At 42.2% G+C, this 18803-nt stretch carries 23 protein-coding genes; 16 read left to right on the top strand and 7 right to left on the bottom strand.

Annotated elements, in window-relative coordinates:
• The first annotated feature begins 18 nt into the window (after window positions 1-18).
• From SATMO3_RS17190 to SATMO3_RS17240, 11 genes are all read left to right on the top strand, one after another.
• Window positions 19-1185: an aminotransferase class I/II-fold pyridoxal phosphate-dependent enzyme gene (locus SATMO3_RS17190; protein ID WP_371370967.1), complete on the top strand. Its 1167-nt coding sequence runs from the start codon at window positions 19-21 to the stop codon at window positions 1183-1185.
• 22 nt (window positions 1186-1207) lie between these two features.
• Complete coding sequence (locus SATMO3_RS17195; protein WP_371370968.1) at window positions 1208-1555, top strand: ASCH domain-containing protein; 348 nt, start codon at window positions 1208-1210, stop codon at window positions 1553-1555.
• Between the two features lie 41 nt (window positions 1556-1596).
• Window positions 1597-2169 (top strand): phosphate propanoyltransferase, encoded by a 573-nt coding sequence (gene pduL / locus SATMO3_RS17200; RefSeq protein WP_371370969.1) that lies wholly within the window; start codon window positions 1597-1599, stop codon window positions 2167-2169.
• Window positions 2170-2288: 119 nt separating this feature from the next.
• Window positions 2289-2504, top strand: a complete 216-nt coding sequence (locus SATMO3_RS17205) for a 4Fe-4S dicluster domain-containing protein (RefSeq protein WP_371370970.1) — start codon at window positions 2289-2291, stop codon at window positions 2502-2504.
• A 5-nt stretch (window positions 2505-2509) separates the two neighbouring features.
• Window positions 2510-3583 (top strand): 3-methyl-2-oxobutanoate dehydrogenase subunit VorB, encoded by a 1074-nt coding sequence (locus SATMO3_RS17210; protein ID WP_371370971.1) that lies wholly within the window; start codon window positions 2510-2512, stop codon window positions 3581-3583.
• Window positions 3580-4332, top strand: coding sequence for a thiamine pyrophosphate-dependent enzyme (locus SATMO3_RS17215; protein ID WP_371370973.1), 753 nt, complete (start codon window positions 3580-3582; stop codon window positions 4330-4332). Before SATMO3_RS17210 ends, SATMO3_RS17215 begins: the two co-directional genes overlap by 4 nt.
• Window positions 4329-4874 (top strand): 2-oxoacid:acceptor oxidoreductase family protein, encoded by a 546-nt coding sequence (locus SATMO3_RS17220; RefSeq protein WP_371370974.1) that lies wholly within the window; start codon window positions 4329-4331, stop codon window positions 4872-4874. Before SATMO3_RS17215 ends, SATMO3_RS17220 begins: the two co-directional genes overlap by 4 nt.
• A 137-nt stretch (window positions 4875-5011) precedes the next feature.
• Window positions 5012-6523 carry a diguanylate cyclase gene (locus tag SATMO3_RS17225; protein WP_371370975.1) on the top strand — a complete coding sequence of 504 codons (1512 nt, stop codon included), beginning with the start codon at window positions 5012-5014 and terminating at the stop codon, window positions 6521-6523.
• Window positions 6524-6592: 69 nt separating this feature from the next.
• The gene (locus tag SATMO3_RS17230; protein ID WP_371370976.1) at window positions 6593-7309 is read left to right on the top strand and encodes a cyclopropane-fatty-acyl-phospholipid synthase family protein; all 717 of its coding nucleotides are present in this window, start codon (window positions 6593-6595) and stop codon (window positions 7307-7309) included.
• Between the two features lie 103 nt (window positions 7310-7412).
• Window positions 7413-8333 carry a patatin-like phospholipase family protein gene (locus SATMO3_RS17235; protein ID WP_371370977.1) on the top strand — a complete coding sequence of 307 codons (921 nt, stop codon included), beginning with the start codon at window positions 7413-7415 and terminating at the stop codon, window positions 8331-8333.
• A gap of 86 nt (window positions 8334-8419) precedes the next feature.
• Window positions 8420-9433 carry a hypothetical protein gene (locus tag SATMO3_RS17240; protein WP_371370978.1) on the top strand — a complete coding sequence of 338 codons (1014 nt, stop codon included), beginning with the start codon at window positions 8420-8422 and terminating at the stop codon, window positions 9431-9433.
• Between the two features lie 66 nt (window positions 9434-9499).
• On the opposite strand, the gene SATMO3_RS17245 is transcribed toward SATMO3_RS17240, so the two are convergent.
• The 3 genes from SATMO3_RS17245 to SATMO3_RS17255 are packed head-to-tail and all read right to left on the bottom strand — an operon-like array spanning window position 9500 to window position 10374.
• Window positions 9500-9862 (bottom strand): spore coat protein, encoded by a 363-nt coding sequence (locus SATMO3_RS17245; RefSeq protein WP_371370979.1) that lies wholly within the window; start codon window positions 9860-9862, stop codon window positions 9500-9502.
• A gap of 23 nt (window positions 9863-9885) precedes the next feature.
• Window positions 9886-10122, bottom strand: a complete 237-nt coding sequence (locus SATMO3_RS17250) for a ferritin family protein (protein ID WP_371370980.1) — start codon at window positions 10120-10122, stop codon at window positions 9886-9888.
• A 48-nt stretch (window positions 10123-10170) separates the two neighbouring features.
• Window positions 10171-10374, bottom strand: coding sequence for a hypothetical protein (locus SATMO3_RS17255; RefSeq protein WP_371370981.1), 204 nt, complete (start codon window positions 10372-10374; stop codon window positions 10171-10173).
• 497 nt (window positions 10375-10871) lie between these two features.
• Between SATMO3_RS17255 and SATMO3_RS17260 the strand changes: the two genes are divergently transcribed.
• The 3 genes from SATMO3_RS17260 (at window position 10872) to SATMO3_RS17270 (ending at window position 12994) form a co-directional block, all read left to right on the top strand.
• The gene (locus SATMO3_RS17260; RefSeq protein ID WP_371370982.1) at window positions 10872-11396 is read left to right on the top strand and encodes a hypothetical protein; all 525 of its coding nucleotides are present in this window, start codon (window positions 10872-10874) and stop codon (window positions 11394-11396) included.
• Between the two features lie 582 nt (window positions 11397-11978).
• Complete coding sequence (locus SATMO3_RS17265) at window positions 11979-12665, top strand: DUF881 domain-containing protein (RefSeq protein WP_371370984.1); 687 nt, start codon at window positions 11979-11981, stop codon at window positions 12663-12665.
• Window positions 12665-12994, top strand: a complete 330-nt coding sequence (locus SATMO3_RS17270; protein WP_371381735.1) for a small basic family protein — start codon at window positions 12665-12667, stop codon at window positions 12992-12994. The genes SATMO3_RS17265 and SATMO3_RS17270 overlap by 1 nt, the downstream gene beginning before the upstream one ends.
• A gap of 93 nt (window positions 12995-13087) precedes the next feature.
• Here SATMO3_RS17270 and SATMO3_RS17275 read toward each other — a convergent pair whose 3' ends face one another.
• Window positions 13088-13192: a hypothetical protein gene (locus SATMO3_RS17275; RefSeq protein ID WP_371370985.1), complete on the bottom strand. Its 105-nt coding sequence runs from the start codon at window positions 13190-13192 to the stop codon at window positions 13088-13090.
• A 409-nt stretch (window positions 13193-13601) separates the two neighbouring features.
• Between SATMO3_RS17275 and SATMO3_RS17280 the strand changes: the two genes are divergently transcribed.
• A complete protein-coding gene (locus SATMO3_RS17280; protein ID WP_371370986.1) occupies window positions 13602-13868 on the top strand; it encodes a LysM peptidoglycan-binding domain-containing protein in 267 nt (88 codons plus the stop codon).
• A 141-nt stretch (window positions 13869-14009) separates the two neighbouring features.
• Complete coding sequence (lexA, locus tag SATMO3_RS17285; RefSeq protein WP_371370987.1) at window positions 14010-14636, top strand: transcriptional repressor LexA; 627 nt, start codon at window positions 14010-14012, stop codon at window positions 14634-14636.
• 98 nt (window positions 14637-14734) lie between these two features.
• On the opposite strand, the gene SATMO3_RS17290 is transcribed toward lexA, so the two are convergent.
• From SATMO3_RS17290 to SATMO3_RS17300, 3 genes are all read right to left on the bottom strand, one after another.
• Window positions 14735-16078 carry a VanW family protein gene (locus SATMO3_RS17290; protein WP_371370988.1) on the bottom strand — a complete coding sequence of 448 codons (1344 nt, stop codon included), beginning with the start codon at window positions 16076-16078 and terminating at the stop codon, window positions 14735-14737.
• Between the two features lie 162 nt (window positions 16079-16240).
• Complete coding sequence (locus tag SATMO3_RS17295; RefSeq protein ID WP_371370989.1) at window positions 16241-17059, bottom strand: PRC-barrel domain-containing protein; 819 nt, start codon at window positions 17057-17059, stop codon at window positions 16241-16243.
• A 36-nt stretch (window positions 17060-17095) separates the two neighbouring features.
• Window positions 17096-18736: a hypothetical protein gene (locus tag SATMO3_RS17300; protein ID WP_371370990.1), complete on the bottom strand. Its 1641-nt coding sequence runs from the start codon at window positions 18734-18736 to the stop codon at window positions 17096-17098.
• Between the last annotated feature and the right edge of the window lie 67 nt (window positions 18737-18803).

An 18803-nucleotide genomic window follows, 5' to 3' on the forward strand; every position in this document is an offset into this window, starting at 1 on the left:
TCTATTGGAGGGGCAACCATGTTTGAGCAAGCTGACCGTATGCAGGCATTAACTTCAGCTATTTTCACGCAAGTGGATGATATGCGCAGAGCAGAAGTGGCTGCCGGCAAAGATATTATTACCTTAAGTATTGGTAGTCCGGATATGGCGCCTGCACCGCATATTGTGGAGGCATTGAAGAGTTCTGCCGATTGCTGTTTTAATTATGGTTATACATTATCCAAAGGGCGGCCTGATTTATTAAATGCCATCGCCGGCTGGTACCGCAGCAAATTCGGTGTTGAACTGGATCCTGAAACCGAAATACATTCACTCATTGGATCGCAGGATGGATTAGCCCATATATCTCTTTGTCTTGTTAATCCGGGTGATATAGTGCTTGTACCTGATCCCGGTTATCCTATTTTCAGTGCCGGTCCGCTTATTGCAGGAGCTGAGCTTTACCGGATGCCGCTTACACCGGCAAATAACTACCTGCCGGATTTGACGGCTATTGATGAAAAAGTACTGCAACGCGCTAAAATTATGATTTTAAATTATCCTAATAATCCGTTAGCGGCAACTGCACCACGTAGCTTTTTGGAACAGGTAGTTGACTTTGCTAAGCAGCATAATATCCTGGTATGCTATGATTTTGCCTATAGCGATCTTGTGTTTGACGGCTATCGTCCTGATAGTTTTTTATCCATACCTGGTGCCAAAGATATCGGTATTGAGTTTAATTCCTTGTCCAAAACTTATAATATGGCAGGCTGCAGAGTTGGTTATGTAATGGGTAATGCAAAAGTAATTTCCCTGTTGGGGCGTTTAAAATCCAATTTTGACTATGGCATATTTTATCCGCTTCAACAAGCAGCTATTGCAGCGCTAACCGGCTCCCAGGACTGTGTCAGAGCTACTGCCGAGAGGTATCAGGCACGCAGGGATATTATTGTAGATGGCTTCAATAAACTTGGCTGGAAGGTGGACCGCCCTAAAGCTTCCATGTATGTATGGGCACCTGTACCAACACAGCAGTCATCTTTCGAATTCACAGTATCGCTTTTGCAGAATGCCGGCGTAGCTGTTATCCCGGGAAGTGCATTTGGCGCGTGTGGCGAAGGTTATGTGCGCATAGCCCTTGTTCAGCCTGAAGAGCGGCTGGAAGAAGCTGTACATAGAATAAAAGAATGGATAAAGCTATAGGCGAGAATAGGAGGATTTTGGGATGAGGGCATTGAATTTTTACTCGTCAAATTATCATAGCCAGTTGGTTTGCCGCCGTAAAATATGTACGATACGGCTTGGCGACAAAACCAACAAATATTCGGAAGGCGACATTGTATGGGTTACTGTTGGCAAACGCTTTTCCCAAAAGAAAAGAATATTTACCGCCGCGATTGATCGGGTATTGGTGAAACCTATTGCACAATTGACTATGGATGATTTGCAAGGCGAGAACCCGGATCTTACCAGCATCGATGATTTACTGGTTTTCCTTCAATCGATTTATGACAAAACCCTTACCGTCAGTGATATTGTAACTGTGGTATATTTCTCGGAAATCATTGAGTAGCTGGTATAATATATTTAATACATAAAGGAGTGCATTTTTTCATGTCTAAAGCAATTCCCGTAGGTATTTCAGCTCGTCACATTCACGTATCACGTGAACATCTCGACATCCTGTTTGGTGAAGGATATCAGTTAACAGTAAAAAAAGACCTGTCACAACCTGGTCAGTTTGCCTGCGAAGAACAGGTAGATCTTGTGACAGAAAAGGGTTCATTTAAAAAAGTTCGTATTCTCGGACCTGAGCGTAAACAAACCCAGATTGAAATTGCCCTTACTGATGCGTTAAAACTTGGTATTAATCCTCCGGTCCGTGATTCCGGTGATTTAAAAGGTTCGCCCGGACTTACTGTTGTCGGACCAAAAGGTGAAGTAAAGCTTGAGGATGGCGTAATTGCAGCCTGCCGCCATATTCATATGACTCCTGCCGATGCAGCCGAGCTAGGCCTTAAAGACAAGGAAATCGTTAAAGTTCGCTGTGGTGGCGAACGTGGTCTAATATTTGACAACGTTCTAGCCAGAGTAAGCGACAGCTTCAAACTTGAGTGCCATCTTGACACAGACGAAGGTAATGCTGCTAAGATCAATACTGGCAACACGGTTGAAATTGTAAAATAGAAATATCTTGTTCTTGTTAATGAAGCCCCGTGTTGTACAGCGACATGGGGTTTGATTATTATGTATGTGTACTGGATACAATGTTCCTAGATTGTCAATTAGATTAAGGAGGGAACCGTATGCCAAAACCCGTTTTCAACGAGGAGAGATGCAAGGGATGCGAACTATGTACTGTTGCATGCCCACACAAACTCCTAGTGCTTGCTGACCGCTTTAACAGCAAAGGTTATCGGCCGGCAACCTGTACGGATGAATCCAAATGTGTCGGCTGCGCACTTTGTGCTAAAACGTGCCCTGATATCGTAATTGAGATTCATAAAGAAAAGGGGGAGTGAAGATCGTGGCTGAGAAAATCTTAATGAAAGGCAATGAGGCCATCGGTGAAGCTGCTATTGTTGCCGGCTGCCGTCATTACTTTGGCTACCCGATAACTCCACAAACCGAACTGACTGAATATATGTCCAGACGTATGCCACAGATAAACGGGGTATTTCTACAGGCAGAAAGTGAAGTAGCCGCCATTAACATGGTCTACGGTGCAGCCGGAGCCGGGGCCAGAGTGATGACTTCATCCTCAAGTCCGGGGATAAGCTTAAAAATGGAGGGAATTTCTTATATTGCCGGCGCCGAACTTCCCTCTGTAATTGTTAATATCGTCCGTGGCGGACCAGGCCTAGGAGGCATTCAACCGGCTCAGTCCGACTATTTCCAGGCAACCAAAGGCGGCGGACACGGAGACTACCGTAATATTGTACTTGCTCCGAACTCAGTACAGGAAATGGTCGATAACACCATCCTGGCTTTCGATCTTGCCGATAAATACCGTAATCCTGTGATGCTGTTAGGAGACGGCGCACTAGGGCAAATGATGGAACCGGTCGAGTTCAGTGCCAGTGATGTTAAACCAGTCGCTAAGCCCTGGGCTGCTACCGGGCTTAGAGGACGTACTGAATCCAATATCATTAATTCATTGCACCTGCAGCCGGAGAAGCTGGAATTACATAATATCCATCTCCAAAAGAAATACGCGCAAGTGGCTGACAATGAAGTCCGCTATGAAGAATTATACACCGATGATGCCGAACTGGTGCTGGTCGCCTATGGAATAACATCCCGTATCGCCCGTTCAGCGATGGAAAAGGCCAGAAGCGAAGGTCTAAAAGTAGGTATGGTTCGTCCTATTACCTTATGGCCGTTTCCGGAAAAACCCCTTGCAGTTCTGGCCCAAAAGGCTGCCGCGTTTTTAACACTTGAGCTAAGTGCCGGTCAAATGCTTGAAGATGTGCGGCTGGCTGTTAACGGAGCAAAGCCTGTTTATTTTTATGGCCGTGCAGGCGGGATGATGCCCAGCCCGAAAGCAGTCTACGAACAAATCTCTACACTCTTTAATGGCAAGGAGGTAAATAACTCATGACAGAGAAAGTCTTTTCCAGACCGAAGGGTTTAAAAGACGTTGCCTTTCATTACTGTCCTGGCTGTCATCATGGGATTATTCACCGGCTGGTCGCTGAAGTGCTGGACGAACTTGATGTTCGCGATAAAGCGATCGGTATTGCACCTGTCGGTTGCTCCGTGCTGGCCTATGAATATTTTGCCTTTGACGCTTTTGAAGCTGCACATGGCCGGGCTCCGGCAGTTGCGACCGGTGTAAAAAGAGTTCATCCTGATGCTGTAGTTTTCACTTATCAGGGTGACGGCGACTTAGCTGCCATTGGCTGTGCTGAAATTGTGCATGCGGCTGCCAGAGGCGAAAAAATCACTACTATTTTTGTCAATAACGCCATCTATGGCATGACAGGAGGGCAAATGGCGCCTACAAGCCTGGTGGGACAGGTTACCAACACTTCACCTTATGGCCGAAACGCTGAGTCAGCCGGCTATCCCATCAAGGTTTCTGAAATGCTGTCCACATTGGAAGGAGCCAAGTTTATTGCCCGCGTGGCCGTTAATACGCCCGGGAATATGGTTAAAGCCAAAGCAGCCATAAAAAAAGCGTTCGAAGTTCAAATCCGCGGTGAAGGGTTTGCCTTAGTTGAAGTTTTGTCAACGTGCCCGACTAATTGGGGTATGAGTCCGGTAGAGGCAACTGGTTGGCTTGCTAAAAACATGCTAGCTTATTACCCGCTTGGTGTTTATAAAACACCAGAGGAGGTGGCAAAATGACTCATGAAATGATAATGGCCGGCTTTGGCGGCCAGGGGGTCATGCTTATGGGCCAGCTCTTGACCTATGCCGGGATGATTGAGAACAAACAGGTTTCGTGGATACCTTCTTATGGTCCTGAAATGAGGGGAGGCACAGCGAACTGTTCAGTGATTGTTTCTGATGAGCCGATAGGCGCACCAATAGTGTCTGAACCTAACCTGGTTGTAGCTATGAACCTGCCGTCATTAGATAAGTTTGAGCCCTTGCTGCAGCCTGGCGGCATCTTGATTATCAATAGCTCGCTAATCAATCAGGATGCCAAACGCAAGGATATTAAAGTTTATCATGTTCCAGCCAATGACATCGCTGCTGAGCTTGGTAATGTCAAAACAGCCAACATGGTTATTGTCGGTGCAATTATCAGGGCCGGTAACGTAGTGTCCAGTAATGCTGTATTAAAGGCGTTTGCAAAAATGTTCGCTAAAAAGCCTGAACTACTTGCTGTAAATGAGCAGGCTATCCGCTTAGGGGAAGAATTCATAAACAAAATTAACCTATGAATGCAAATAAAGAGCTGCCAACAATCATTGGCAGCTCTTTATTTGTTTACTGCAAAAAAACTACTTTAGGGGAGGATTTCTTTCACAAATAGCGAAAGTTTAATTAAATATTCTAAAATTAGGCGAGATGATTTTCATTGCTCAGTAATCTGCTGTATACGGTCATGTTAAATACCGTTATAAATTCCAAACCGTCAGCACTTGTAGCCATAGATGCAGCCGGTTTTATTTCGCATGCTTATATCACCGACCGTTCGCAGGCTTCGCTTTCCTTTTACATCGGCAAACACTTCTCAAGGACAATGCATATATTATTTGGAGCCTCTAATGGTATGCTCATAATCGAAGCGGTACAATCCTGCAGGGACAATAACCAGCAAATCAGGATACCCCGGCTGAAGCATGCCTCGAAACGAAATTTAAACGAGTATTTTGAATGCAGCATTACTCCGGCGCCTGCGCAAAGTGTTGTGGTTTTCTTTCAGAAGATTACTGAATCGGTATTGTTTCAGGATGAATTTTGCACCATTAATGATCAGCATGAATCTTTAAACCGGGATCTTTGTGTAGCAATGGCTAATCTCGACTTTCAGTTAATGGATTTGGAACATGCCCATAAAAAACTATCGGCATTGTATCGCATAACGGCCATCGTCCAAAAAACAGTTGATGAAAAGGAAGTTCTAGAGGAAATATTGGATGGCGTAATTCATGAATTGGGGTTTGTGAATGCTGCTATATTCTTGCTTGATTCTAAGTCGCAAGAATTAATTAATAAAGCCCATCGGGGCTATAACAGTGATTTACGCATACCTTTAGGGCAGGGAATCATCGGTTATGCTGCGTTGCTCCGGGAATTAGTTTATGTTCCTGATATAACACTTGAGCCGCGCTATATTCCAGGAACCAAGAATGGATTTAGTGAAGTTGCCGTACCACTCATTGTTAACGACCAGGTGATCGGTATCCTTGATGTTGAAACTTCAGATGAGCAGGCGCTGAAAGCTTATGACCTTGATTTATTGCGCTCACTGGCCAGTCAGATTGCAATGACAATTGCTCATGCCAGCCATGTTAGCCAAGTCTGTCTGGAAGCATCGACCGACGGTTTGACAAGTGTATATAATTACCGTCATTTCCGCAACATTCTGCATCAGGAATTTAAAAGGACGATTCGCTGTCAGCAGCCGCTTTCATTATTAATGATTGATATTGATTATTTTAAGCACTATAATGATATTAACGGCCATCTGCATGGTGACGATGCTCTAAAAGCAGTCGCGGGTCTGGTTCGCCAATATTGCCGAGGTACAGATTATGTATTCCGCTATGGCGGGGAGGAATTTGTGGTTCTGCTGCCAATGACAGACACACATCAAGCCCACATATTTGCGGAACGAATAAGGAAGGCTATTGCTGAATACCCTTTTGAAAACTGCGCCACTCAACCAGGCGGAGCATTAACTGTCAGTATAGGTATTGCAGGCTATCCTTATAATGCCGATAATGAGACTGACCTCATCGCTGCAGCTGATCAAGCACTATACTCAGCAAAAAGATCTACCCGAAACTGTAGTTGTTTGTACACTAAAGAAAACACGGCTGGCGCTGAGCTTGGCGAAAGCTTTCAGTATGAGAAAATCGGCTAGCCGTCCGTGCATTGGGTGGATACGCAAAAACTAAATTCAATTGAAAAGAATGTACTGGTGGTGTCAAATTTGACTCATGAAGAATTAGGGGATAATAAATCGTATTCGTTAGCTGGCACAAACCAGGAAGTACGATTTATTACTGACGTTTTAAACCTGAAGCCCGGGCAATCTATCCTGGATTTATATTGTGGCTATGGTCGCCACGCAATAGAATTGGCCAAACAGGGATTAAAAGTAACTGGAGTAGATGCAACACAAGACTTTTTAGATATTGCGGTTCAAAAGGCGCAAGAGGCCAATGTAACCATTACATTTGAGCAAAAAGATATGAGAGAGCTTGATTATGACCGCCAGTTTTCCGCCATAATCAATATGTTTGCGGCATTTGGCTATTTTACTGATGAAGAAAATGCTGGTATCGTTAAGCTAGTGGCTAAAGCCCTACAACCTAAAGGCTTATTTCTTATTGATTTGTTAAACAGAGACTGGATGGTTCGAAATAACTTAAACCGTTACTGGCGTCATCCCAGCGGCGAATACGTACTTTCTTACAAGATACAATTAGAAAATGGTATAGCGACAATGAAACGTCAGTTAATCAACCAAATTACCGGTTCCAAAGTCCAATATGAATTTGTTTTAAGAGCTTATTCCCTTCCAGAAATGAAAGACATCTTCACCAGCAGCGGCCTTTCTATCGTGGAAACATTTGGCGGCTTTGACGGCCGGCCTTACAGTTCCGATACACCACGCATGATAATTTTAGCTAAAAAGAATAATTAACTTAAACAGAGGCGATGCAGTCTCTGTTTTTTTATATAGATCAATAACACAGTCTTGCCGCTTACTCATAACATAAGATAGAAAGGAATATGAGGTGAGCGCAATGATTGTCACCATCAACAATCTGCCGCGAAAATCCCGCCGTTCGAGCGTAGGAGTTGCTTTAAGCGGCGGTGGTTTGAGAGGAACATCACATATTGGCGTGCTTAGAGCCTTAGCCGACCATAATATCCCCGTCGATTATATAGCCGGGACCAGTGCAGGGTCCATCGTCGCAGCAATGTATGCCTACGGCTACAGTCCGCAGAAAATACAATCCATTGTTGAGGAAATTGATATTCACAGTTTAATTGATTTGAAAGTTACCACCGGCGATTTATTTAAACACGGTTTCAAATGGCTCGTTAATGGAAAGTTTCGTTTTTGGTCGGTATTGCCAACCGGTTTGATTAAAGGTGAAAAAATAGAAAATTTTTTTACAAAGTTATGGCAGCAGCGTACTGTCCGCGACACTAAAATACCATTAGCAATTACTGCCGTAGATATTAAATCAGCCGATACCGTTTTCTTTACATCGCCGTTACCGCAGCAACGCGCAATTCTTAATGCCAGGTATTATCACAATACATTACTATCTGAAGCTGTACGGGCCAGTATCTCAATACCAGGAATTTTCTTTCCCAAAAAGTACCGCGGAATGACCTTGGTAGACGGTGCTGTGAAAAATAATCTGCCAACCGATATTCTAAATCACATGGGCGCAGACAGGATCATAGGCGTTGATTTAGGGTACGCCGGCCAGCCTAACTACGATGCTAACTCGGTTGGGGAAATACTTATGCAATGTATCGAAATTATGGGCAGAGAAGTTACATTAATGAAATCGGAGCAGTATGCGGATGTCATCATCAGGCCACAGGTATATGATATAAATTATAAGGACTTTAAGCAATCCGGTGAACTGATTAAGCGTGGTTATCATGCCACGCTTGAAAAAATTGGAGAAATAAAAAATTTACTTTAATCTTTAGGCCTGCTCTTTTACCCCTGCATATCATACATTAAGCTAGCTTTTCAGTAATAAAACAGCCAGATCAGGGGGGCAGGACAATGGCTACACTCGATACAGCCAGAGTATTTCAGGAACTATTAAAAATTACCAACTATGATAATAACTTAGTTGGTGTTGGTCTGGGACATAAATATATACGCGGTTCAAATACCGGTAAAAAATCCCTATCCATCCTCGTTAAAAAAAAATATCCGAAAGCCGAGCTAAATCGCGGTCAGGTTATTCCTTTAAGATTAGATGATACACCAACCGATGTCATAGAAGTAGGAGAAATAAAACTCCAAAAAGATAGAAGAGAATTTTGCCGCCCGGCCCAGCCGGGAATGAGTCTAGGGCATTTTAAAATATCGGCGGGAACTTTCGGAGCGGTTGTTAAAGACAAAACTACGGGCGAGCTTCTCATATTATCCAATAACCATGTACTAGCCAATATTACTAACGGATATGACGGCCGAGCCAATATAGGAGATCCAATTATCCAGCCGGGCGTGTATGATGGTGGTAAAGTTGCCGACTGTACGATAGGACATTTACACAGGTTTGTTCCGTTATATCGCGAAAAAACAGCACCGCATTGTAAAATCGCCAGAGCATTCGAAAGCATTCTTAATAAATGCATTCGAATTTTCCGGCCTGAATATCAGGTTCAGGTCTTACGGGACAGTGAAACACCGAATCAATTGGATTGCGCGCTCGCCAAGCCTCTAACGCCGGAACTGATCAGCCCGGATATTCTAGAGTTTGGTTTTATAAACGGTATCGCTGAACCTAGATTGGGATTGGCTATTAAAAAAAGCGGTCGTACTACCGGTCTGACTTATGGGCAAATTGTGGCAACAAATGTGACCTTCAAAGTCAGCATGAATAACCAGGAGTATGGCCTATTTACAGATCAGATTCTCACCACACCAATGAGTATGCCCGGGGACAGCGGATCTTTGGTTTTAACTGAGGATAATTTTGCAGTCGGGTTACTTTTCGCCGGTTCCGAGCAAGCTACTATGTTAAATAACATAGAATATGTACTGGACAGACTCAATATCACTTTTTAAATGTTTTATTTAAATGCCAATAATAATCAAAAACCAGGATTCTTCCTGGTTTTTGATATGCTAATATTAGCTGTACTGATATTGATTATTAAATGATCTGCCGCGGTTGTTGCCGCCCGGATGATTGCGCTTTGATTTAATGTTAAAGCTCTTTTGGGGATTAAATTGTTCTGCATTCTGACCAGCAGGATTATACCAGCCACGATCCTGCATGACATTAAACAAGGTATATGCATTTTCGTGCTCATCATGCTGAAATTCTTCCATTGTATTATGCACTGTCACATTAGTTGATTCCATAATTGCGTGTTCATACAAATGAGAGAGATGTTTTTCTGTATTTATCAAATCAACCATTATATCTCGATCAGACAGCCTGTTACGGCTGGTAGTCATGTAATCATTACTGTATCTTCTATTCTTTGCCATAGAATCACCTCATTGCTTAGTATTTATTGATATTGTTGAGTAGAGAAAGACTGTCCCATAAGTTGCTTTAATCTATCTGCGTGTTGCCGCTTATTTTTCGAAATGCTAAACAGTAATCCCTTAAGCTCATTATCCTCGCATTGATCTGCATACACGCTATACTTAGCAATAGCCAAGTTTTCCATTTGTAGAGCATCTTCCAGATAGTTTTTCTCTTTTTGAGTTAATTTTTGGGAATAGTTGCTGCCATAATAAGCCAATTATGCCACCTCCAAGAATATATGATCATCCAGCATTTTACCTACGAATCAGTCGACGCTGTCATACTTTTCACTATTATTATTACCAGCTTGATTATTGGCCTTGAACTCCATAGCATAAGTCTTAGTACTATTATCAGCTTGAGCAGTATGTTGCATTCTTTGTCCGGTACTGCTTTTATTAAATTTTGCCAGTTCCTCAGCAAATTCATATAAATGATTTGTAGAACTAGACTTATATGAAGATTTCAATATCTAACCACCCTTCTTTACAAGTTTTTTGAACACCTCTCAGGGTACAGTTTTAGTATTTTCTATAAAGCAGAAGGTTATGCAAAAAAGTTGAGCGGTGATTCTGGCAATATATTACAACGCACAGGATCTTAAAAACTGTACTAAGATAGTTTGCCAATAAAGAAGACTGGTACAATGTAGGGTGATAAGCCTGGTCGAGTCAGTTGGAAAAACAGCAGCAAAACACGCCTGATATTGGCAGGAAGGGAGGGGTAGGGCTTTGCACATTATGCAAGTAAACTATTAGGCAGGTTTAAATATTAACGATTCCTTCACGTCCGAGAAATTAGTTCTAAGAGCAAACAGCCTAATTTAACATAATATAATTCATATTCACGGGTTGGTCGCCACATCGCACTGTCATCAGAACGAAACCTGTCTCCAGTTCTTCAATAATGTTTTCTGTATGAAATGCAAATACTAAGCCAACTAAGTTAATAAACGGAGGCTTTTTCATGAGCAATCAAGTAATTTTGTGGGCTATGCTGCTGCCATGGTTGACTTTGTTTTTCATGGATAGGGAGGATATCAAACGGTTTATGCCCATGGCTTTGCTTACCGCAGTAACCGGGGCGATCATTGTTGAGGCGGGAATTACCTTACAATTGTGGGGGGTTAGAGAAACGCTTTATCCACTCAATCAAATACCACCATATATTTATGGTGCCGTTCCCGCGTTTACTATCTGGATTTTCAAGCTTACCTACGGTCGATTCGGGCTGTATGTTGCTACTAATGCAGTCGTAGATCTTGGATTTGCGTACATCGTCCTACCTTGGCTTGTGACCAGGGGTATCTTTGAATTTCTTAGCAGCAGTCTGCTTGTCTACCTAATCAATATTGGACATGAATTTGCCCTTTATGGCTATCAAATGTGGCAAGAAGGCATTTTTACTCGCTCGGAAAAATCGACATATGCCGCAAATTTGCAACCAGTCGCAGCAAAGCCTTTGCCGCCGGAAGACGACAGCAATAAGTAGTAACTCTGAGGTGCTGTACGTTCATTGTCGCAAGCACGTCTCAAAGCGCCATAGTCCGGTGCGTAATCCCGCAATTGTAAGAATGCGCATAAATTTACATATTTTGATAAACAGATTAGTCAATATGGTCAGATCAGAATCGTAATTAATTCATCCATATCAATACGCATTTTAATCCCCGCTCTAATCACCAACAACAATGATGATTAGAGCGAGAACCTGGGGTGATAACTTTTTTTTATTTCTGCCTGTCATCTGGCAGATTTACTGTAATATTTACATCTTTTTAAAGCACAAGTATTTTGCTTTTTATGCCCCTTTCAGCCCTACTTAACATAATAGATATTATCGGACATAAATTTACGGACTTAAAATGTGATATACTTGAAAAAATATCTAAGATCTACTCGTTCAACAATCGCTTTTTCTATCCCCGGGATTTATCACCCCGGTAAAAATGCTCAATAGTGTATGTCATTTACTATCCGGCTGTTTTCTGTTACTATAATACCGGTACGTTTAATGATATTTTCTCAACTCATACCCTCAGGTTATGCACCATACTAGTTTAGAGGTGTTTTCATGGTACTGAAAAAAGGTCAGGTCGCTATTAGTTTGGTATGCATTGTATTGGGCATCATGCTGGCAGTACAATTTAGGAGCAACCAAGACTACCGGTATTCTCTACAAAATCAACGAGCCGAAGATTTAACGCTGCGGCTAAGTTCCGCCGAAAAGGAAAGAGACATCCTGCAGTCTCAAGTACGTGAATTACAGACCACGGATGGCAATGCGGCTTATAAAGAAGTTCAGCGCATTGCCATGGGAGCGGGTACAGTAGCATTAACCGGTCCCGGCATTGTTGTTGCGGTAGAGGAAGAACGCAAACCAACCACGGATAACAGAAGCTCTGACTTATATTTGATCAGGGCGGAGGATATGCTTAAAATCCTAAATGAGCTGCGGGCTGGAGGCGCTGAAGCCATCGCTGTCAATAAGCAACGCCTTATTACCGGTTCGGGAATTCGCCAAAATGGACAAGCCATGTCAGTCAATGGCATCCCCTTTGCGGCTCCCTTTGAGATATCAGTGATCGGCGATCCGGCAACATTGGAGACCTCACTAAAAATGAGAGGCGGTGTCATCGAAACTCTGTCTTTCTGGGGGATTAAAATTACCGTTTCTCAGAAACCCGACGTTCAGATTCCGCCCTACACCGGCGGCTTTCAGTTTCAATATGCGCAACCAGTGAAGGAGACAGGTAAATGATATGGCTGGCAGTGGCCGGACTACTTGTTGGCCTTATTATCGGTATGGTTTTTCCTATAACTGTTCCTGCACAGTACGCCAAGTTTTTGTCGATTTCGCTTTTGGCCTCGTTGGATTCCGTTTTTGGCGGACTGAGAGCCGTTTTGAACAGTCAATTTGATAACAGTGTCTTCATAACCGGTTTCTTTACCAATGCTTTATTGGCCGCGGCTCTAGTCTATGTGGGCGAGCGCATCGGAATTGATCTCTATTATGTAGCGCTACTGGCCTTTGGGTTACGTGTCTTTCAAAACCTGGCCATTATCCGCCGTCATATACTCAAACGCTAAGAAGACCTATTAAAGAGAGGCTTACCTCACACCAAGGTTAGCCTCCTTTTTCATTTCGTCAAATGTTTCCATTCTAACCTCCTTATATATATTTTATTTTGCTGTTATCTCCTTCATCGGCTGACCGCTATGGATCTCTGGATTACCACCCGCCTTGGTTACAGTAACCTCATTGCCGCACAGTTTACAGACGAACACTTTTCGTAATACTATTTGTTCATTGGTAGCCCTCCATTAATTTTTTCCTGGAACACTTACTTAGTCAACCAAAAACGCAAAAAGGCTACGGCCATATTCTATTTACATTAATCTACCAGATTTATCGATACAAAATGACCCAACGCCTTCCATACCTTTGACAACAAAGCCTTTACCCTTTGTGTCTCCGGCAACTTTTGGATGTGCTGGAATAAAACCCTATCTACGACATTTTGTTATTAAAGTTGCATTAAGTCATTAGCCTTTACAGCAAATGAATAACATCTTGACTTTTTCGAAAAAGCACCAGAACATTAGTTCTGTTTTTTCACCGAACATACTTGCAGAGAACATATGTACTATGTTACAATAGCAGTAACCAAACATATGTTCAAAGAGGTGCTTTTATATGAGAAAAATAATACTTGTTGTGTCTCTCGTTCTGACAATATTGGCTATTACACCCTTGGCCATTTCTCGTGCCTTTGTTGATAATACTACTTATGAAACAGTATATGTTAAACCCGGGGATACCGTTTGGCAAATTGCCGCTAAATATACAACTGACAAAGACGATATCAGAGAATTAATATATGAGATTAGACAAATCAATAAATTAGATAATAATGCGAAAGTATATTCAGGACAAATTCTGAAAGTGCCTGTAAGACATTAATTTGCTGTTTGATTATGCTTCATACCACCCCCATTCTATTTCTTAAATCAAATCATTCGAACGAGTGTTTGTAATTCTATCCATATAATGCTATAATGAATTAGTATATTTAAAATTTAATAGTCATGGTGGGTGTTCTATATGAGTGTTGATAAGGAAACATTACTTAATACCAGACAAAAACAGATACTGCAATACATCAAAGATACTCTTCGACTAAAAGGATATCCGCCTTCTGTTCGGGAAATTGGTGAAGCTGTTGGCTTGAGTTCTAGTTCAACGGTACATAGTTATCTGTCCAAGTTAGAAGAGATGGGTTTTATTCGCAGAGATCCGACTAAGCCACGCGCCATTGATGTTTTAGATGAAGCTCCCTGGCGGCAAAAGCAGATCACACCAGTTCCGTTAGTTGGCAAAGTAACAGCTGGTACCCCCATCTTAGCAGTGGAAAATATTGAAGAAACATATCCCCTGCCGACCGAATTAGTGGGCAACGACGACGTTTTTATGCTCACTGTTCAAGGGGATAGTATGATTGATGCCGGTATTTTAGATGGCGATTATGTTTTAGTTCGTAGTCAGAATACTGCCCGTAATGGTGATATTATAGTTGCGCTTATTGATGAAGAAGAAGCAACTGTTAAGCGGTTTTTTCGAGAAAAGGACTCCATTCGTTTACAGCCTGAAAATCCTAATCTCAAACCAATTTACTCACGCAATGTCGTGATTCTAGGCAAAGTTATTGGCGTTTTTCGTAAGCTTCAGTAGAGTGTTTTTTATAGTAAATTTTGAACTTAAACATATATTAAGAAAGAAACAGCAGTTCGTTTGACGAACTGCTGTTTCTTTCTTATATATAATTAGTGCTATTTATTTATTTGCGGGGTTAAGACTTTAGTTCCTACCCGTATGACCCTATCAATCGGCGGAAACTCATCGGAAGCTAAAAATTCATTTTTTACAATCTTATCATCAATTTGCTTAACGCGGTAGGTTGCTACTATGAAACCCTTTTGTCCTTCGACTTCCACAACTTGTTTTCCAAGCTCCAAATTGGGATCTTGTTTGATCTGGGTAGTCGGTTCTAAAACTTTTTTATCTGCCAATGTTACATAGATGACAGGCGGATTGTTTAACGTCTTGCCGAAAATACTGACAACAAGCTTATTGTTGAATATCTCACTGACAATATAAATGTTATCCGGCAAACTATTCTTAAATCTGAAATCTAGCTGATTATCAGCAACAGTGGCATCCTGACCAATTGGTACATAAGTTGGTGGATGAAAATGTGCGGTACGTTCCTCAATATTCAGGTCAGCTAGCAAAACAGCGTTATACAGAGTACTGCTAACCTGACAAACACCGCCTCCCCAATCCGGGACCAACATGCCGTTAATATAAACCGGCGCTTCTTTAAAACCATATTCAGCCAAACGTAAACCTACAACATTATTAAACGAAAAAACTTCACCGGTTTTAATGAGAATAGCATTTATGCTTTTTGCGGCAATCAGCACATTCTGCGTACGGTTATAATCCCGTGGGTCAAAATAAGTAGTATAAGAAGCAATTAGTCCGTCAATATGCTCAAGATCTTTAGCCAATACAGCAGGTGCAGTTTCTTCCACCGATATATCAAAAGCAAATGCAATTTTATTATTAAGTTTTGTAGTAGCCTCTGCCATAGTTTTATTTAAATCAACCTTACACCCTATAACCTCTGGTTCAATGACTACTTTAGAACTTCCTGCCAGCATTAATCTGGCATTTTGTGCCGGCCGTTCAATCTGCTTAGCAATGCCAGTCAAGATATTCTGCATTTTTTCCTGGCTAAAATAAACAGTCAATGGAAGTTGGTGGCCTTGGTGAACTGCCAAATATCTTTCCTGGAGCCGTTCAAGAACATTGCCTGTGCGTCCGACATTATACGCCTGCTGAGCTAACTTCTCCGCCTGAATACTCAGTTCAATATCTTGCGCGGAAATTGACCAGTTTCGTTCCTGATAATTAGCGGTAATGATGGCTACTTTTGTCGTTCTTTCCTTGAATATACTGGTGATTTTTTGCTGAGCCTGGGTAATAGAGAGTCCCCCGACATCTATATCGCCGACAGTAACGCCCTGATAAATCTCATCTGTCACCATGAACGCAGCATTGGCCGCTATCATACTGACTGAACAAAACAGCATTATAATAATTAGAAACAATAAAATATTTGTGCTTCTAGAAGTGACAGTCTGCACAGAACAACACTTAATCCTTTCTCTGTGTTAAGTGGTTGTGACCAGATAACGATTTATTAGTGAATTAAGCCCCCGCTGTTTTTGTCGCGGGGACTTATAATTGCAACAGTGCTGATCACCAGGTGCTTATTGAATATTCATAGACAGTTCCACAAATTTACCGGCAAGCTTGGCTTTTTGCAAAACTTCTTCTGTAATTTCGCCGCCCTGTTCTACAATCAACACACCATTATCTGTTTCAATGCGGCGTGCCGCTTTTTTCCCTAACAGGAACTTACGATGTTTGTCATCGAATTTTTTAGCTGAGTCATCAGCAGGAGGCTGTGATTGCGTCTCTTTTATTTCAACAGGCTGCTGCTCAGGTATTTCGACCTGCGGAACAGGCTCTTCTGTCGCAATCGGTTCAACAACTTGAGGTTCGGCTTGTACGGGCTCTGCAGGCGACTCTTGGGGGGTAGACGCTGGCACAAAACTTGTTGGCTCACTAGTATCAGAAACAATTAATACCGCCTTGCCAAATGTAACTACGTCTTGCGCAGGAAGACTTACAATTTCGCCATCAGCCTTTTCCATCTCGCAAGCTTCAATTTTTCCGGCAGGGTCAATAATGATTTCGTTGATCTTCCCCTTAATCTTACCGCCTTTAGTAAGAACTTTTGTACCAATGATTTTTACATCAGCCTCAAGGAGTTGTTCGTACTCAGGCTGGGCAGCAACACCGGTAATATCTGCACTATTGCTTATAGTAACAGCGTTTTCCCCCAAACCGGCTATGGCAGCAAAAGGCAATAACCTGGCTCCCAAATACCATTTACCATCATCAATAACTAATGCAGCGACTGTGCCGTTTGAAGGATTAATAACAAGATCTTTAACTTGGCCAAATTCTTTACCTTCAGTAATGCTAACAACAGGTTGTCCAATGATTTCTACACTTTTTTTCATTTTATGACCCCTCCAATATATATTCTATTAATCAAGTTAGAGATTACCTACGTTGCGCCATTCCTTAAATTCCTCGTCAATTTGTTGGACGACAGGAGCCGGAATGTCCGAGAATCGAATATTACCTAAACGATTTTGCAGTAAAACATTTTTAGTAATCCGCAAATAGGCAATGGCACTAATAAATTCTTGCTCCATTATTTCGTCTTGTCTACTCTGGGAAAGGCTACGGCCGTTCGAGAGCACCTCAATAGCTTCATCATAAGATCCCCTGCTTTTAAGAATATTACCAATCTCAACAACAAGAAACGGAGCAGCCTCGCTATTAGGATACAGGACCAGGGCTCGGCTAAAAGCCTGAAATGCAGTGGAATAGTCATTTCTCTCTTTGCATACAAAGGCATGCTCCAATAGATCGTCAAGATCTTCTGATTCAAATTCTGGCAACTGTTCATACAACATCATCGTGGAATTTTCAGCCTCCTGTACAAACGCCTGCTCAACTTCCGCGCTCTCTTGCCTGTCTTTCTTACCGCTATCCATTATTTGAGGCGTCTTTTCAGGTAACTCCTGCAAATCATTGTTAATTGCCGGCTTATCGACATTTAACAATTCCCCTGATAACAGTAGTTCTGCAGAGGCAGCAGTCTGTTCAAACGGTTCAGCTGCAATTTCCTCCAGATCCTCTGCTTTATCTGCTGGCAATTCATATTCTGGTATTTTTTGCTCTTCTATTAAATTATCTCCATTGTAAGCATCAGAAGAGGAGATCTCTTTAATTGCAAGCTCAGCAAGCGGCACAGCCTCTGCCTGACTTTCTTCTGATAATGTCATATCTGCCGGGGCAACTATTTCTTCAAACGCGCTCACAGGATCTTCCCCTGCTTCATGACCGATTGAAGTCCGGATATCCATGATCTCATCTTTTTGCAGTTCTTGTTCCACTACTTGCTCTTCCGGTAATGTTGTCCCAGGCTGAAAAACTTGCTCAACAGAGACCGATTTGTTAGACACCTGTTCCTCTAATTCATTTATATTTATTAATTCTTCTGCGGCAACTGGCTCCACCGCCCCAGGGCCTGGCAAAGCAGTAACTGTGGTAACAACAAGAGCGTCCCTTACTGCTGAGTTATCCTTAACCCCATTATTATCATCAATAACAGGCCCTAACTCCGGAGCTATCGCTAATATATCTAACTCCCTGTCCACGACTGGCAACGATTGACCATGGACGATCGACTCATCATCTTTACCAGTGGTAGTCTCCGGAGTTTTTATATCTGCTTCCCGAGCATTTTCATAATTGGCAGTTTCTAAGGTATTCCTGTCATCTTCAGAATGAATCTGGTTGAGCATACCGGATTCATTCTGTTCTTCAGCAAGGCAACAGGCTGCCTCTGCTTCAGCAGCACATTCCTGCAGGGAAGAGTCATCTTCATATTTTGCAACGAAATAAGCAAAGATAACAGCAAAAACTGCCAATACCGCTATGGTGCCAGGCAAGCCGGCAAATCCAACAACTATTTTAGGTAAAACCAAACTAATCAACATAGCGCATACTGCACATAACAGTAATGGTTTTAAGCGCAAACCAAGCCCTAATATGTTATTGGCCAACTTATATACAATCAAAGTTGCTATCAGAATAGCAACCAAACTAGCAATTATATATTCCACGTTAAACCACCAAAAAGGCATATTTTTTTTGCTTTAAGCAACCACACTTCTGCTTTATTCGACGTAT

It is taken from the genome of Sporomusa aerivorans (assembly GCF_041428895.1).
Classification (GTDB): domain Bacteria; phylum Bacillota; class Negativicutes; order Sporomusales; family Sporomusaceae; genus Sporomusa; species Sporomusa aerivorans.